This window comes from Falsiroseomonas ponticola (assembly GCF_016805305.1).
Classification (GTDB): domain Bacteria; phylum Pseudomonadota; class Alphaproteobacteria; order Acetobacterales; family Acetobacteraceae; genus Falsiroseomonas; species Falsiroseomonas ponticola.
Window position 1 is genome coordinate 252935 of the sequence record NZ_JAERQN010000005.1, and the last position, 15898, is coordinate 268832.

The window sequence follows — 15898 nt, forward strand, 5'->3', positions numbered from 1 at the left end:
GCATGAACGCGCCCGGCCACCACCCCAACTTCGCGCCGGAAGGCCTGGCCTCCGGCATCTCCGACGCCACCGGCGCGGATCTGGCGCGGGAGGTGGTGGGCTACGACCCCCGCGCCGACGCGGCCACGATCGAGGCCGCCTACGCCACCGCCCGCGCCGCGCATGAAGGCCAGAAGCGGGACAACGGCGACCCCTACATCACCCATCCCGTCGCCGTCGCGCGCATCCTGGCGCAATACCGGCTCGACAGCGCCTCCATCGTCACGGCCCTGCTGCATGACGTGGCGGAGGACACGAAGGTCGGCCTCGCGGACCTCGAGCGCCGCTTCGGCAAGGAAGTCGCGCGCCTGGTGGATGGCGTCACCAAGCTGACGCGGCTGGAGCTGCAGTCCGAGCGCACCAAGCAGGCCGAGAATTTCCGCAAGCTCGTCCTTGCCATGAGCGAGGATATCCGCGTGCTGCTGGTGAAGCTCGCGGACCGGCTGCACAACATGCGGACGCTCCACTTCGTCCCGCAGGAGCACCGCCGCCGCAAGACGGCGCGGGAGACGATGGACATCTTCGCGCCGCTCGCGGAGCGCATCGGCATGGATGCGCTGAAGACGGAGCTGGAGACGCTGTCCTTCCGGGAGCTGGATCCCGACGCCTTCCAGACCATCGCCGCGCGCCGCGCCTTCCTCTACGGCCAGGGCGCCGACCTGATCGACGAGATCCGCGACGACCTGACCCATGTGTTCCGCGAGGCGGGCGTGGCGGTGGAGGAGCTGACGGGGCGGGAGAAGTCGCCCTACTCCATCTGGCTGAAGATGCACGGCAAGAAGGTGGAGTTCGAGCAGCTTTCGGACATCATGGCCTTCCGCGTCATCGTCGCGGACAAGGCGGCCTGCTACGCGGCGCTGGGGGCCGTGCATTCCGCCTATCGCGTCGTGCCCGGGCGGTTCAAGGACTACATCTCCACCCCCAAGCCCAACGGCTACCAGTCCATCCACACCGGCGTGACGGTGCCGGACAAGCGCAACGCCAAGATCGAGGTGCAGATCCGGACGCGGGAGATGCATGAGGTCGCGGAATACGGCGTGGCCGCGCATTGGATCTACAAGCAGGGCGGCCAGGCGGCGCGGGACAGCGGCAAGTTCCCCTGGGTGAAGGCGCTGCTGGACATCCTGGAACAGGCCGCCGAGCCGCAGGAATTCCTCGATGCCACGCGGCTCGAGCTGCATCGCGACCAGGTCTTCTGCTTCACGCCGAAGGGCGACCTGATCGCGCTGCCGCGCGGTTCCACCTGCGTCGATTTCGCCTACCAGGTGCACAGCCAGGTGGGCGACCAATGCGTGGGCGCCAAGATCAACGGCCAGATCAAGCCGCTGCGCACGCCGCTGGAGAATGGCGACCAGGTCGAGATCATCACGGCGCGCGGCGGCACGCCGAACCCGCAATGGGAACGCTTCGTCGTCACCGGCAAGGCGCGGGCGCGCATCCGCCGCTTCATGCACGCCGAACAGCGCCAGGCGCAGCAGCAGGAAGGCCGCGCGGCCATCGCCAAGGCCTTCCGCCAGGAAGGCGTGGAGTTCAGCGAGAAGCACCTGGACCCCGCGCTGAAGGCGCTGAAGCAGGCGAGCTTCGAGGAGCTGTGCATCGTCGTCGCCTCCGGCGCCGTCAGCCCGAAGGATGTGGTGCACGCCGTCTATCCGGAGCTGCGCGGCCCGCCGCGGCCGCAGGACGTGCTGCCCATCGCGCGGTCCCGCCCCCGCGCCGTGCCGCTGCCGCCGCCGGGCAAGGGCAACCGGCGCGACGTGGCGATGGGCGTCACCGGCCTGGTCGCGGGCATGCAGGTGAATTTCGCGGGCTGCTGCCACCCGCTGCCGGGGGACCGCATCCTCGGCATCGTCACCACCGGCAAGGGCGTCACCGTCCACAAGACGGATTGCCCCAACCTCTCCGGCTTCGCGGACAGCCCGGAGCGGTTCCTCGACATCGACTGGGACTATGCGGGCGGCGCGGGCAGCGGGCATGTCGGGCGGATCGACGTCATCACCGCCAATGACCGCGGCGCGCTTTCCGCCGTGACGGATGCCATCGCGCGCCAGGACGGCGCGATCGAGAACATGCGCATCGTCCATCGCGGCCAGGATTTCCAGGAGATCGCGATCGACGTGGAGGTGAAGGACCTCCGCCACCTCGGCAACATCATCGCCGCGCTCCGGGGCCTGACGGCGGTGGCGCAGGCCGAGCGCGCGAAGGGCTAGGACATGATCATCGGCCTCGGCAGCGACATCCTGGACATCAGGCGGATCGAGAAGACGATCGAGCGCTTCGGCGACCGCTTCCTGAACCGCATCTTCACGCCGGCGGAGCGCGCGAAGGCGGAGCGGCGGACGGAAAAGATCCGCGCCGCCACCTACGCCAAGCGCTACGCGGCGAAGGAGGCGGCGTCCAAGGCGCTCGGCACCGGGTTCCGGCAGGGCGTGTTCTGGCGCGACCTCGGCGTGGTGAACCTGTCCTCTGGCCAGCCGACCCTGCGGATGACGGGCGGCGCGGCGGCACGCCTGGCGCAGATCACGCCGCCGGGCCTGGTCAGCCATGTGGCGCTGACCATGACGGATGAGTTCCCCTATGCGCAGGCGATGGTCATCATCACGGCGGTGCCGCTGCCCCGCATGGCGATGCCAACGGGCGCGCCGGGGATCGCGGTTCCTTGACAGGGCAGGGGTGGGCAGGCTCTATCCGGAGCCGCAGCGACACCCCCGGCACGGGGGTTGGTCCATAGGATGCCCGCGAAAACTCCCTCCATGGTCAAGAAGCAGACGGGCGGCTGGCTCGAATCCACCAAGACCGTGGTCTATGCTGGGCTGATCGCCATCGGCATCCGCACCGTGGCGTTCGAACCCTTCAACATCCCCTCCGGCAGCATGATCCCGACGCTGCTGGTGGGCGACTACCTCTTCGTGTCCAAGTACAGCTACGGCTATTCGCGGCATTCCATGCCCTTCAGCCCGAACCTGTTCCAGGGCCGCATCTTCGGCAGCCTGCCGGCGCGCGGCGACGTCGCCGTGTTCAAGCTGCCGCGCGACAATTCGACCGACTACATCAAGCGCATCGTCGGCCTGCCGGGCGACCGCGTGCAGGTGCGCAACGGCGTGCTGCACCTGAACGGCCAGCCCGTGCGGCGCGAGCTGATCGGCCCCTATACGGTGGAGGGCGACGGCCCGCGCATCGTGGTGCGCGAATACCGGGAGTTCCTGCCGCCGCAGCCCGGCGTCGAGCCCCATGTCCACAACATCCTCGAGATGTCGGACGACCAGATCTACGACAACACCATCGAGTTCCGGGTGCCCGAGGGCCATGTCTTCGCCATGGGCGACAACCGGGACAACAGCCTCGACTCCCGTGAACAGCGCAACGGCGTGGGCTTCGTGCCGGTCGAGAACCTGGTGGGCCGGGCCGAGTTCATCTTCTTCTCCGTCGATGGCTCCGCCCGAATCTGGGAGTTCTGGGCCTGGCCGACCGCCATCCGCTGGAGCCGCCTGTTCAGCGCCGTCCGGTGACCCTGCCCGGTGACGACCCCGTGGAGGCGCTGGCGGCGCGGCTGCCGCACCGCTTCCACAAGCCCGAGCTTCTGCTCCACGCCCTGACGCACCGCTCCGCCGCCGATCCGAAGCGCTCCATGCTCGATTCGAACGAACGGCTGGAGTTCGTGGGCGACCGCGTGCTGGCGCTGGTCATGGCCGAATGGCTGGCGGAGCGCTTCCCGAAGGAGCGGGAGGGCGACCTCGGCAAGCGGCTCGCGGCCCTCGTCTCCCAGGATGCGCTGGCGCGCGTGGCGGCGACGCTGGGCGTGGCGGCGGCGCTGCGGGTGACGCCGAACGAGGAGAAGTCCGGCGTCCGCCACCGCGCCTCCGTCCTGTCCGACGCGCTGGAGGCGGTGCTGGGCGCGATCTACCTGGATGGCGGGCTGGAACCGGCCCGGGCGCTGATCCGGCGCGAATGGGATTCGGCGCTGGAAGCCCCGGTGAAGCCGCCATCATCCCCCAAGTCCCGGCTGCAGGAATGGACGCTGGGGCGCGGGCTCGGCCTGCCGGAATACCTGGCGGTCTCCGCGGCCGGACCTTCCCACCACCCGGTCTTCACCGTGCGCGCGATCGCGGCGGGGCGCGAGGCCGAGGGGCAGGGCGAGAACAAGCGCGCGGCCGAACAGGCCGCGGCCGAACGGCTTCTGGCACTTCTGGGGGCCAAATGAACGAGACAGTCGAACCCACGCGCTGCGGCCTGGTCGCCATCGTCGGCGCGCCCAATGCGGGCAAGTCCACGCTGGTGAATGCGCTGGCGGGCACCAAGGTCACCATCGTCTCCCCCAAGCCGCAGACCACGCGCTTCCGCATCCGCGCCGTGGTGATGGAGGGGCGCAGCCAGATCATCCTGGTCGATACCCCCGGCATCTTCGCGCCCCGCCGGCGGCTGGACCGCGCCATGGTCGCGGCGGCCTGGGGCGGCGCGCAGGATGCGGACCTGTCCGTCCTCATCGTCGATGCCCGCGCGGGGCTGACGGACGAGGTCCGCGCCATCGCGGAGAAGCTGAAGGGCAGCGGGCGGAAGCTGATGCTGCTGCTGAACAAGGCGGACCTGGTGGAGCCGCCGCGGCTGCTGCCGCTGGCCAAGGACCTCAACGACATCGTCCCCTTCGCGGAGACCTTCATGGTCAGCGCGCTGAAGGGCAGGGGGCTCGACCGCGTGAAGGCCGTGCTGGCGGTGAACCTGCCCGAGGGCCCCTACCTGTTCCCGGAGGACGACCTCTCCGACCTGCCGCAGCGCATGCTGGCCGCGGAGATCGTGCGGGAGCAGGTGCTGCGCCAGACGCATGAGGAAGTGCCGCACCACGCGACCGTCGAGACCGAGACCTGGCAGGAACGCAAGGATGGCAGCGCGCGGATCGAGGTGACCATCTACGTCACCCGCGCGACCCAGAAGGGCATCCTGATCGGCGATGGCGGGGCCAAGGTGAAGTCGATCGGCCAGGCCGCGCGGAAGGAGCTGGAGGCGCTGCTGGAGCGGCGCATCCACCTGTTCGTCAACGTCAAGGAGCGCGCGGGCTGGGACGAGGAAGGCGGGCGCATCCGGGCGCTGGGGCTGGACGATCCGGGATGACGCCCCGCGACTGTGACCTTTGAGCCACTAAACCGGTACTGTGACTTAAGCCGATTTAGCCGATTAAGCGCTTTTAGCACCGATTCACGCGATCCGGATTTGGGACAAATTCACGTCCCCCGCGCCGCAGGGCGGGCTGAAGGCGCGGATCGGGCGCTTGATGACTGGAACATAGCCGGAACACCGGCGCGCCGTCCATGGTTTTGTCACCGCCCCCCGCCCTGGGCCCGCCAGGCCGCCGCGATGCGGCCGATGCGGTCCTCCACCGGCGCCGCCACGGCGCCGCCCGGCACATCCCCGTTCCAGTGCCGCACCGGGCCACTGTCCAGGTGCACGAAGCCGCGCCGCGGATAGACGCCGACGCCACCACGGGCCAGCCCCCGCGCAAGCCCGGCCACCTGCTGCACCCGGGCGGGCGCGACTTCCAGATCGATCGCGCCGGCGCGGAGGTGCTGGCTGTCCCCCGCCCCATGCACCGCGGCGTTGATCGCCGGCGTGCGGTAGCCCGACCGCACCACCAGCGGGCCAGGCAGGCGCGCGGCCTCCGCCAGGTCGCAGAGGATGGCCAGCGCCTCGGCATCGAAGGCGCGCGGGCGGATCGCGGCGCTGTCGGCCAGCACGGCGGACAGCTCCGCCATGGCGCCGGGGTCGGGGGCGGTGCCGTCATGCCAGGGGCCATCGAACCGCGCGCCCGTATGGGCGTGGCGGAGCGACAATCGGCGGGGCGTGGCGGCATGGAGGGAGGGCGCGGCCAGGGTCAGGACCCCGGCGCCGAGGAGGATCAGGCGTCGCTTCATGCCCGGGATAAGCGCCGGCACGCGCGAATGAGCCCGGCGCTCACGCCCTCGGCACCGGCCAGGCCCTCACGATGCGCGGCGCGCTTGCCCCGGGGCCCGCGATGTGGAACCCCATCCGGCATGGAATGGGATGCCCCCGCCGTGGTGCTCGATGTCCGCCCGCATGGGGAGGGCGGCGCCATCGTCTCCGTCATGACCGAGGCCCATGGCCGCCACGCCGGCCTGGCCAAGGGCGGCACCTCCCGCGGCCAGGCCGCGCTGTGGCAGGCGGGCAACCTGGTGGAGGCGCGCTGGGTGGGCAGGCTGGCCGACCAGCTCGGCGCCATGAGCGCGGAGATGGTCCACCCCGCCGCGGCGCTGGCCATGGAGGACCCGCTCGCGCTCGCCGCGCTGCGCGCCGCCTGCGCGGTCGCTGAAGGCGCGCTGCCGGAACGGGAGGCCCATCCCCGCATCTTCCACGGCCTGGTCGCCTTCGTGGCGACCCTGGCGCGCGACACCGCCCTCGCCCTGCCCGACCTGGTGCGGTGGGAGGCCGATCTGCTGGCGGAACTCGGCTACGGGCTGGACCTGGCGCGCTGCGCCGTCACCGGCGGGACGGAGGATCTCGCCTTCGTCTCGCCCCGCAGCGGCCGCGCCGTTTCCGAGCCCGCGGCCGGGGAATGGCGGGACCGGCTGCTGCCGCTGCCGCGCTTCCTGCTCGGCCAGGGCCCATCAACCGCCGCCGACTGGGCGGCGGGGCTGAAGCTTACCGGCCACTTCCTGGCGCGCGACGTCTTCGGCGTGCAGCACAAGGGGCTGCCCGCAGCGCGGGAGATGCTGCTGGACCGCGTCGCCGCCGCCACCTGACCCATGCGTGGCGGGCTGCCCGGGGAAGCCCCCGGCGCAAGGCCCCCCGCCTTGTGGAACATCCTTCCGCGGGCGACGCTTCCGCGATGCGAAACATCCCCCGCGCGGCCATCCCCATCCTGATCGCGGCGGCACTCGCCCTGGCGCTGGCGAACGGCATGCGCCAGAGCCTGGGGCTGTTCCTGCAACCCGTGACCAGGGACCTCGGCATCGCGGTCGCGGACTTCACGATCGCCATCGCCATCCAGAACCTGGCCTGGGGCATCGCCCAGCCCTTCGCCGGCGCCGTCGCCAGCCGCTTCGGCTTCCGGCCCACCATGCTGGCGGGCGGCCTGACCTACGCCGCGGGGCTGGCCCTCTTCGCGCAGGCCCAGGGCACCTTCGCCATCATGATGGGCGCCGGCCTGCTGATCGGCATCGCACTCGCCGCCACCGCCTCCGGCATGGCGATGGCCGTGGCCTCCCGCCCCGTGCCCAACGCCGCGCGCAGCACCGTGCTCGGCCTGGTCTCCGCCCTCGGCTCCACCGGGCCGCTGATGGCCGCCCCCATCGCCCAGGGGCTGATGGACGCCTTCGACTGGCGCGCCGGCGCCATCGGCCTGGCGCTGCTCTCGCTCTGCCTGCTGCCCGCCGCCTGGATCGCGGGGCGCGTGGACGCCACCCCCGTGCCGCCCAGCCGGGGCGGCGATACCTCCGCCGCCGTGGCTGCGCGCGCCGCCTTCCGAAACGGACCCTTCCTGATCATGGCCGGGGCCTACTTCGTCTGCGGCCTCCAACTCGTCTTCCTGACCACGCACCTGCCCTCCTACCTCACCATCTGCGGGCTCGACCCGATGCTGGGCGCCACCGCCCTCGGCGTCATCGCCGCCTTCAACGTGGTCGGCAGCCTGTTCTTCGGCTGGGCGGGCGGACGATGGTCCAAGACCCTGCTCCTCGGCCTGATCTACGTCACGCGGTCCCTCGTGCTGGCCTGGTACTTCGCGATCCCGCCTTCCCCCACCTCCACCCTCGTCTTCGCCGCCATCATGGGGTTCCTCTGGCTCGGCGTCGCACCGCTCATCTCCGGCGCCGTCGTCGAGATGTTCGGCCTGCAATGGCAAGCCATGATCCAGGGCTTCGCCTTCGCCAGCCACCAACTCGGCAGCTTCACCGGGGCACTGGGCGGCGGCCTGATCTTCGACGCCATGGGATCCTACACCCTCGCCTGGCAAGCCGGCGTCGCCATGGGCCTCACCGCCGGCACCCTGCAAATCCTGGCGTCGATCCCGCGCGGACCGAGGGCGCGCCCCGCGGCGGCGTGACGGGGGGCGCGGGTTGGAAGCCCCGGAGAGGGGCTGCGCGCCCCTCTCCGGACCTCTCCCGCGCCAGGGGGCAACGGCCCCCTGGACCGCGAGGTTATCGGGGGATGGAGGGAGGGGCGCCGCGCGCGTTCCGGCCAGGCGGTCGCTCCGTGCCCCTCCCTCCATCCCCCGATCTCATGGGTTCAAAGGGGCCGCTGCCCCTTTGCGGGGAAGGGGTCTGGGGAAGGGGCGGAGCCCTTTCCCCAGGGGCCACCGCCGCGCGCCCCCGTCACACCCCCGCGAAGGGCTCGTCCACGCTCCGCGCGGGTTCCGTCAGCCAGGAGGCGCCGGTGGCGGTGATGGCGATGTGGTCTTCCAGGCGGATGCCGAATTCGCCGTAGATGGCCATGGTGGGTTCGATGGAGCCGGTGTTGCCGGGGGCGAGGGGTTGGGTGTTGCCGCCGACGAAGTAGGGGGCTTCGTGGACGTCCATGCCGATGCCGTGGCCGGTGCGGTGGGGCAGGCCGGGGACCTTGTAGCCGGGGCCGAAGCCGGCGGCGGTGATCACGCCGCGGCAGGCGTCGTCGATGGCGCTGCAGGGGGCGCCGGGTTTCGCGGCGGCGAAGCCGGCGGCCTGGGCGCGCTTGGTGAGGTCCCAGATCTCGCGCTGGCGGGCGGTGGGGGTGCCGAAGACGTAGCTGCGGGTGATGTCGGAGACGTAGCCGTGGAGTGGCGCGCCGACGTCCACGAGGACAACGTCGCCCTCCTTCAGCGTCTGCGGGTAGGGCACGCCGTGCGGGTAGGCGGAGGGTTCGCCGAAGAGGACGATGGAGAAGGCGGGCCCGGCGTCGAAGCCGGCCTTGGCGTGGGCGGCGGCGAGGAAGGCCTGCACCTCGGTGGTGGTGACGCCGGGCTTGAGGGCGCGGGCGGCGGCGGCCTGGATGCGGAGTGTCATGCCCATGGCCTGGCGGAGCAGGGCGATCTCGTGGTCCGACTTCTGTTCGCGGAGATGGGAGGTGACGGGTTTGCTGGCGATGAAGTGGTGGTTGGGGAGGGCGGCGCGCAGGCCTTCGGCGACGAAGACGCGGGCCATGTCGTCGATCGCGATGGTGCCGCCGCTGATGTCGGATGCGCGAAGGATGTCGCTGAAGAGGGCGTAGGGGTCCTGGTCTTCCTCCCAGCCGCGGACCTCGCCGGGCAGGGCGAGCATGGTCTTGAGGCGCTCGACCTCGAATTCCGGGCAGAGATAGGTGAGGGGGCCGCGGACGGGGAGGACGGCGCCGACGGGGCGTTCGGACTGGCCGTGCTTGAGGCCGGTGAGCCAGGTGAGGTTGGTGGTGCCGTCGAGCCAGAGTGCGGAGATGCCGAGTTCGGCCATCCGGGATTGGGCGAGGGCGACGCGCTTCGCGTGGTCTTCCGCGGTGATGGGCGGGACGGCGTCCCGTTCGTTTTTGATCGCAGCCAGTTCGGTGGCGAAGTCCGATCCGCCGACGCCGGTTGTCATGCTTCTTTCTCCAGTTCCTCGCGCAGCATTTCGAGCCGCAGCCATTCCTCCTCCGCCGCGTCGCGTTCCGCCTGCTTCTTGGCGAGCAGGCTGGTGCGGGCGGCGAAGCCGGCGGGGTCCTTCGTGTAGAGGTTGGGATCCGCCAGGGCTTTCTGCAGCGCCGCCATTTCCCGTTCCAGCTGGGCGATGCGGTCGGGCAGGGTTTCGAGCGCGTGCTTGTCCTTGAAGGACATTTTCGCGCGGGCGACGGCGCGCGGGGCTTCGGGGGTGGTGGTGTCGCGCGGGGCCGTGGCGGCGGCGGCGATGGCGCGGGCCTGCACGCCGCGGCCGCGCTGCGCGACCATGTCGGAATAGCCGCCGGCATAGTCCTGCCAGCGGCCATCGCCTTCATAGGCGATGACGTTGGTGGCGACGCGGTCGAGGAAGTCTCGGTCGTGGCTGACGACGATCACGGTGCCCCCGTAATCCGCCAGCAGTTCCTGCAGCAGGTCGAGGGTTTCGAGGTCGAGGTCGTTGGTGGGCTCGTCGAGGACGAGGAGGTTGGAGGGCGTGGCCAGCGCGCGCGCCAGCAGCAGCCGCCCGCGTTCGCCGCCCGAGAGCGCGCCGACGGGCGTGCGCGCCTGTTCGGGGAGGAAGAGGAAATCCTTCATGTAGCCGATGACGTGCTTGGCCTCGCCGCCGATGCGCACCACGTCGCCCGATCCGCCGGTCAGCGCGGATTGCAGGGTGCTGGTGGGGTCCAGGCTTTCGCGCTTCTGGTCCATCGTGACCATCTGCAGCGCGGTGCCGAGGCGGATGGTGCCGCTGTCGGGCTGCAAGACGCCAGTCAGCATGTTGAGCAGCGTGGTCTTGCCCGCGCCGTTGGGGCCGACGATGCCGACGCGGTCGCCGCGCAGGATGCGCGTCGAGAAATCGACGACGACGGGCGGCTGGTCGCCGAAGCGCTTGTTCACGCCTTCGGCGGCGGCGACGAGGGTGCCGGACCCATCGCCCTCGGCGGCGGCCATCTTCACCTGGCCGGGCGCGGTGACACGTTCCTTGCGGCGCTTGCGGAGTTCGTGCAGGCCGGCCAGGCGCTTGACGTTGCGCTTGCGCCGCGCGGTGACGCCGTAGCGCAGCCAGTGTTCCTCCCGCACGATCTTGCGCGAGAGCTTGTGCGCCTGCTGCTCCTCATCCTCCAGCACCTGGTCCCGCCAGGATTCGAAACTCGAGAAACCCTGTTCGAGGCGGCGGGTGGTGCCGCGGTCGAGCCAGACCATGGCGCGGGAGAGGCGTTCCAGGAATCGCCGGTCGTGGCTGATGAGGACGAGGGCGCTGCGGAGCTGGCCGAGTTCGCCTTCCAGCCATTCGATGGCGGGCAGGTCGAGGTGGTTGGTGGGCTCGTCGAGCAGCAGGATGTCGGGCTCCGGCGCCAGCGCCCGGGCCAGCGCGGCGCGGCGCGCCTCGCCGCCGGAAAGGCGGCCCGGCTCCTCCTCACCCGTCAGGCCGAGGCCTTCGAGCAGCATGCGCGCGCGGTGCGGGTCATCGCCGGGGCCGAGGCCGGATAGGACATAGGCGCCGGTGGTGGCGTGGCCGGTGAGGTCCGGTTCCTGCGGCAGGTAGCGGATGGTGGCGCCGGGCTGGATGAAGCGCGTGCCGGCATCGGAATCGATGATCCCCGCCGCGATCTTGAGCAGCGTCGATTTGCCGGAGCCGTTGCGCCCGACGAGGGCCACGCGGTCCCCGGGCGCCACGGCGATCTCCGCGCCATCCAGCAGCTGGGTGGAACCGAGGCGGAGCTTGATGTCGCGGAGGTGCAGCAGCGGGGGCAGGGCCATGACGGGTGGGATGGGGGCGGCGGGAGGCGCCGTCAAGCGTGGGGGCTTGCGCGGGCGGCATCGCGGTGGTGCGGAAGTTGCTTAAGCTTGATCGGCCGGCGCGATGCGTGTCGGATCACGCGCCCCTCCCGGAGGACTCCCCATGCGCCGCCGCAGCCTGCTGACCGCCCTTGCGCTGCCGATTGCGGCGCCCGCCCTCGCGCAGGGTGCCTGGCCCAGCCGGCCCGTGCGCATCATCTCCTCCTCGCCGCCGGCCGGGGCGTCCGACATCCTCTCCCGCACCGTGGCGGCGGCGTTGCAGGAACAGACGGGGCAGTCCTTCCTGGTGGAGAACCGCGCGGGGGCGGGCGGCGTGGTGGGGTCCGACTTCGTCGCGAAATCGGCGCCGGATGGCTACACCTGGCTGACGACGAATGTCGGCCCGCAGGCCATCTTCCGCGAACTCGTGCGCAACATGCCCTACGACACGCGCAACGATTTCCGCCACGTCACCATCATCGGCACGCTGCCCGTGGTGCTGATCGTCAACAAGGACCTGCCCTTCCGCACGCTGGCCGAGTACGTCGCGGCGGCGAAGGCACGGCCGGGGGCGATCAACTTCGGATCGGGCGGCAACGGCACGCTGCATCACCTGACGGCGGAGCTGCTGAAGGCCGCGGCCGGCATCGACATCACCCATGTGCCCTATCGCGGCGCGCAGGCGGCCACGGCCGATGTGCTGGGCGGGCGGATCGAGGGGATGATCGACAGCCTGCCCTCGGCGGCCGTGCATATCCGCAGCGGGAATGTGCGCGCGCTGGCCGTCTCCTCCGCGGGCAGGAGCAGCGCCTTCCCGGAGATCCCGACCTTTGCCGAGAGCGGCTACCCGGGCGTGGTGACGACGAACTGGTTCAGCATCGCGGGCCCGGCGCGGGTGCCGGAGGAGATCATCCAGGCGATGTACGCGCAGCTCAAGCGGGCGCTGGAGAGCGGCGCGGTGCGGGAGCGCCTGGCGAGCATCGGCGTCGATCCCCGCGGCGACCCCCCGGACGTGACCCAGCGCTACATCCATGGTGAGATCGACCGATGGGGTGAGGTGGTTCGCCGCACCGGCGTGACGATGGATTGAACACGGCCATGACGACGTCCGAGGAACAGGCGGTGATGAACACCGCCGTGATCGACCACGCCTGGTCGCTGGTCGAGGCCTTCGGCCGCATGCGGCGGCAGGACCCGCAGGAGGCCGCGGCGGCGGGGGAGGAGATCGCGCGCCGCCTCGCGGCGCTCGGCCTGCCGGTCACGGTGCACCGGCCGCGGCTGTACCTGGCGGTGCCGAGGGACGCGCATGTGACGCTGGGCGGGCAGCGCTTCCGCGCGCGGCCGGCGCAGCTGGCGCAGACGGCGCCGGGGGGGCTGACGGCGCCGCTCGTCTTCGTGGAGAACCCGGTCGGCCCGCCGGCGGGCTGGACACCGGGCACGGCGGCGCAGTTCGGCGAGGGCTACGACCCGGCGCCGGGGGTGCCGGATGTGCGGGGCAAGCTGGTGCTGTTCCGGGGCATGATCCTGGCGGAGAGGATCCTGCATTTCGCGGCGCTGGGCGCCGCCGGCGTCATCGCGGTGAATCCCGGGCCCGACATGCATTGGGGCAGCGGCAGCGCCATCTGGGGCACGCCGGACCTGGATGACCTGCCCGCGCGCACGCCGATCCCGGGCTGCGCCGTCAGCAAACCCGATGGCGACGTCCTGATCGCGGCGGCGAAGCGGGGGGAAGCCGCGACGCTGACCACCATCGTGGAGGAAGGCTGGTTCGACCAGGTGCTGCCGGAAGTGCGCATCCCGGGCACGGAGCCCGACTTCGCCCTGCTGCACGGGCATTACGACAGCTGGGATGTCGGCGTCGGCGACAATGCCACGGGCGATGCCTGCATGCTGGAAGTGGCGCGCGTGATCCACGCCAACCGCCAGCACCTCCGTCGCGGCGTGCGCATCTGCTGGTGGCCGGGGCATTCCACGGGGAAGTTCGCGGGCTCCACCTGGTATGCGGATGAATACGCGCGCGACCTGGCGCGGCATTGCGTGGCCCATATGAACTGCGACAGCCCCGGCTGCCGCGATGCCACCGACTACCCGACCATCCCCTGGATGGCGGAGAACCGCGCCTTCGTCACCGATGCCGTGCGGGATGCGACGGGGAAGGTGGCGGGCGGCAAGCGGCCGACGCAGTCCAGCGACTTCTCCTTCAACAACCTCGGCATTTCCGGCTGCTTCTCCGCCTCCTCGCGCATCCCGAAGGCGGAGGTGGAGCGGCGCGGCTGGTATTTCGTCATGGGCAATGGCGGCAACACCGCCTGGCACACGGATCGCGACCAGATGGAGGTCGCCGATCCCGGCGTGCTGCTGACGGATATCCGCCTCTATGCGCTGGCGCTGTTCCGGCTGGCGACGCTGCCGGCCATTCCGCTCGACCCCGGCGCGCTGGTGGCCGATCTGCAGGGGCATCTGCAACGCTACGCCAAGGCGGCGGGGGATCGCTTCGATCTCTCCCCGGCGGCGCGGGCCTTTGACGATCTCGCGCGGCGCCTGCGGGACTTCGAGGCCGCGAACAGCGATCCGGCGGTGGCGACGCGCACGCGGCTTGCGGTGCTGCGCCAGCTCGTGCCGCTCGACTACACACGCGGCACGCGATACCGGCGCGACATCGGCCTGCCGGCGCCGCCGCTGACGCATCTGGCCGTGGCGGCGGAACTGGATCGCTACCCGCCGGCGGCGCTGGGCTTCGCCACCACCAGTCTCAGGCGCGGGCTCAACCACGTGCTGGCCGCGGTGGAGGCGGCCGCGGACGCCATCCCGTGACGGAGGCCTATGGCAGCCACGCCAACCCGGACCTGCTGTCCCGCATTCCCCTGGATGCGGCGCTGGTGCTGGATGTCGGCGCTGGGGCGGGGGGACTCGGCGCCGCCTATCGCCGCCGCAACCCGGCCGCGCGGCTCGTCGCGATCGAGGCGGACGAGGCGCTCGCCGCCGAAGCGGCGCGGCATTACGACGAGGTCCATCGCCTCGACATCGAGGCCACGGCCCCGCCCATCGCGCCGGGCACGCTGGATGCGTGGGTGCTGGGCGACGTGCTGGAGCATCTGCGCGACCCCTGGGCGGTGCTGAAGCGCGATGCCGCGCTGCTGGCCCCCGATGGCGTGCTGCTGGCCTGCGTGCCGAATATCGAGCACTGGTCCTTCGCCGCGCGGCTGCTGGCGGGGCGGTGGCGCTACGATGCCATGGGGCTGTTCGACCGATCCCATCTCCGCTGGTTCACGCGGGACGGGATGAAGGAGGCGCTGGAACAGGCGGGGCTGGTGCCGCTGGAAGCGGCGCCGCGCATCGTGGGGCGGGAGAAGGTGGAGACCTTCGCCCGCCAGGTGGAGCCGACGCTGCGGGCGATGGGCGTCGATCCCGCCGACTGGCTGCGCCGCAGCGCGCCGCTGCAATATGTCTGGCGCGCCACCAGGGCGGCGCCGAAGCCGATGGTGGTGGTGGCGCGCACGCTGAAGCCGGTTGGCGGCGTCAACGACGTGCGCGTGCTGGAACCCTTCGCCGCCATGGCGACGCGCCCGGGGATCGTGACGCGGGCGGGCATGGAGGCGGCGCTGCCGAAGCTCGATGCCGAGATCCCGCGCGTGATGGTGCTGCAGCGCCGGCTGCTGGATCATCCGGAGGCGCCCGGCTACCTGCGTGCGCTGCGCGCCACCGGCGCCGTGCTGGTGCAGGAATTCGATGACGATCCCGCGCATTGGCCCTCCATCGCCGCCAGCGGCAGCCTGGCCTTCCGGGGCGTGCATGCCGTGCAGACCTCGACCGCGCCGCTGGCCGCGCTGCTGCGGGAGCTGAACCCGGAGGTCGCGATCTTCCCCAATGCGCTCTCCGCCCTGCCGGAGCCGCGCAACTTCACGGATCCCGCCCGCCTGACGCTGTTCTTCGGCGCCATCAACCGGGAAGCCGATGTCGCGCCCTTCATCCCCGCGCTGAACCGGGCGCTGGCGGAGGCCGGTCCGCGGCTTTCCATCGCCGTGATGCATGACCGCCGGACCTTCGAGGCGCTGGACACGCCGCACAAATCCTTCGCGCCTCTGGCGGACTACGCCACCTATCGCGCCGCCATGGGGCGCTGCGAGCTGGCCTTCCTGCCGCTGGCGGATACGCGCTTCAACCGCATGAAGTCGGACCTGAAGGCGGTGGAGGCGGGGGGCCATCGCCTCTGCTGCCTGGCGAGTCCCACGGTCTATGAGGGCAGCATCCGGCACGGGGAGACGGGCTTGATCGTCCGGTCGCCGGAGGAGGTGGTGGCGGCGCTGCGCGACCTGGTCGCGGACCCCGCGCGGGCGCGGGCCATGGCGGATGCCGCGCATGGCTGGGTGAAGCGGGAGCGGCTGCACGCGCACCAGGTGGCGGCGCGCATCGCCTGGTATCGCGGGCTGTGGGAGCGGCGCGCCGAACTTGACGCGGCGCTGCTGGAGAGGGTGCCGGCGGTGGGGTAGCGCC

General features: G+C 71.5%; 13 protein-coding genes. 10 read left to right on the top strand and 3 right to left on the bottom strand.

Annotation, left to right across the window (positions count from 1 at the left end):
• Positions 1-2 precede the first annotated feature (2 nt).
• The 5 genes from JJI54_RS16820 (at position 3) to era (ending at position 5142) form a co-directional block, all read left to right on the top strand.
• Positions 3-2246: a RelA/SpoT family protein gene (locus JJI54_RS16820; protein ID WP_203074172.1), complete on the top strand. Its 2244-nt coding sequence runs from the start codon at positions 3-5 to the stop codon at positions 2244-2246.
• A gap of 3 nt (positions 2247-2249) precedes the next feature.
• Positions 2250-2699 carry a holo-ACP synthase gene (acpS, locus tag JJI54_RS16825; RefSeq protein WP_203074173.1) on the top strand — a complete coding sequence of 150 codons (450 nt, stop codon included), beginning with the start codon at positions 2250-2252 and terminating at the stop codon, positions 2697-2699.
• A gap of 90 nt (positions 2700-2789) precedes the next feature.
• Positions 2790-3545, top strand: a complete 756-nt coding sequence (gene lepB, locus JJI54_RS16830; protein ID WP_203074174.1) for a signal peptidase I — start codon at positions 2790-2792, stop codon at positions 3543-3545.
• A complete protein-coding gene (rnc, locus tag JJI54_RS16835; RefSeq protein ID WP_318987523.1) occupies positions 3542-4237 on the top strand; it encodes a ribonuclease III in 696 nt (231 codons plus the stop codon). Before lepB ends, rnc begins: the two co-directional genes overlap by 4 nt.
• Positions 4234-5142 carry a GTPase Era gene (era, locus tag JJI54_RS16840; RefSeq protein WP_203074175.1) on the top strand — a complete coding sequence of 303 codons (909 nt, stop codon included), beginning with the start codon at positions 4234-4236 and terminating at the stop codon, positions 5140-5142. The genes rnc and era overlap by 4 nt, the downstream gene beginning before the upstream one ends.
• Positions 5143-5348: 206 nt before the next feature.
• Here era and JJI54_RS16845 read toward each other — a convergent pair whose 3' ends face one another.
• Positions 5349-5939, bottom strand: a complete 591-nt coding sequence (locus JJI54_RS16845; protein WP_203074176.1) for a YcbK family protein — start codon at positions 5937-5939, stop codon at positions 5349-5351.
• A gap of 120 nt (positions 5940-6059) precedes the next feature.
• Between JJI54_RS16845 and recO the strand changes: the two genes are divergently transcribed.
• Both recO and JJI54_RS16855 read left to right on the top strand, forming a co-directional pair.
• Positions 6060-6785: a DNA repair protein RecO gene (gene recO, locus JJI54_RS16850; RefSeq protein WP_203074177.1), complete on the top strand. Its 726-nt coding sequence runs from the start codon at positions 6060-6062 to the stop codon at positions 6783-6785.
• An 86-nt stretch (positions 6786-6871) separates the two neighbouring features.
• Entirely contained in the window at positions 6872-8086 is a 1215-nt protein-coding gene (locus tag JJI54_RS16855; protein ID WP_203074178.1) for an MFS transporter, read from the top strand.
• A 268-nt stretch (positions 8087-8354) separates the two neighbouring features.
• On the opposite strand, the gene JJI54_RS16860 is transcribed toward JJI54_RS16855, so the two are convergent.
• Together JJI54_RS16860 and JJI54_RS16865 are read right to left on the bottom strand one after the other, a co-directional pair.
• On the bottom strand, positions 8355-9569 hold the full coding sequence (locus JJI54_RS16860; protein WP_203074179.1) for a M24 family metallopeptidase: 1215 nt from the start codon (positions 9567-9569) through the stop codon (positions 8355-8357).
• On the bottom strand, positions 9566-11386 hold the full coding sequence (locus tag JJI54_RS16865) for an ABC-F family ATP-binding cassette domain-containing protein (protein ID WP_203074180.1): 1821 nt from the start codon (positions 11384-11386) through the stop codon (positions 9566-9568). Before JJI54_RS16865 ends, JJI54_RS16860 begins: the two co-directional genes overlap by 4 nt.
• 142 nt (positions 11387-11528) lie before the next feature.
• Between JJI54_RS16865 and JJI54_RS16870 the strand changes: the two genes are divergently transcribed.
• The 3 genes from JJI54_RS16870 to JJI54_RS16880 are packed head-to-tail and all read left to right on the top strand — an operon-like array spanning position 11529 to position 15894.
• Complete coding sequence (locus tag JJI54_RS16870) at positions 11529-12494, top strand: Bug family tripartite tricarboxylate transporter substrate binding protein (RefSeq protein ID WP_203074181.1); 966 nt, start codon at positions 11529-11531, stop codon at positions 12492-12494.
• A gap of 8 nt (positions 12495-12502) precedes the next feature.
• Complete coding sequence (locus JJI54_RS16875) at positions 12503-14218, top strand: M28 family peptidase (protein WP_203074182.1); 1716 nt, start codon at positions 12503-12505, stop codon at positions 14216-14218.
• Positions 14215-15894, top strand: coding sequence for a class I SAM-dependent methyltransferase (locus JJI54_RS16880; protein WP_203074183.1), 1680 nt, complete (start codon positions 14215-14217; stop codon positions 15892-15894). The genes JJI54_RS16875 and JJI54_RS16880 overlap by 4 nt, the downstream gene beginning before the upstream one ends.
• Positions 15895-15898: the final 4 nt, after the last annotated feature.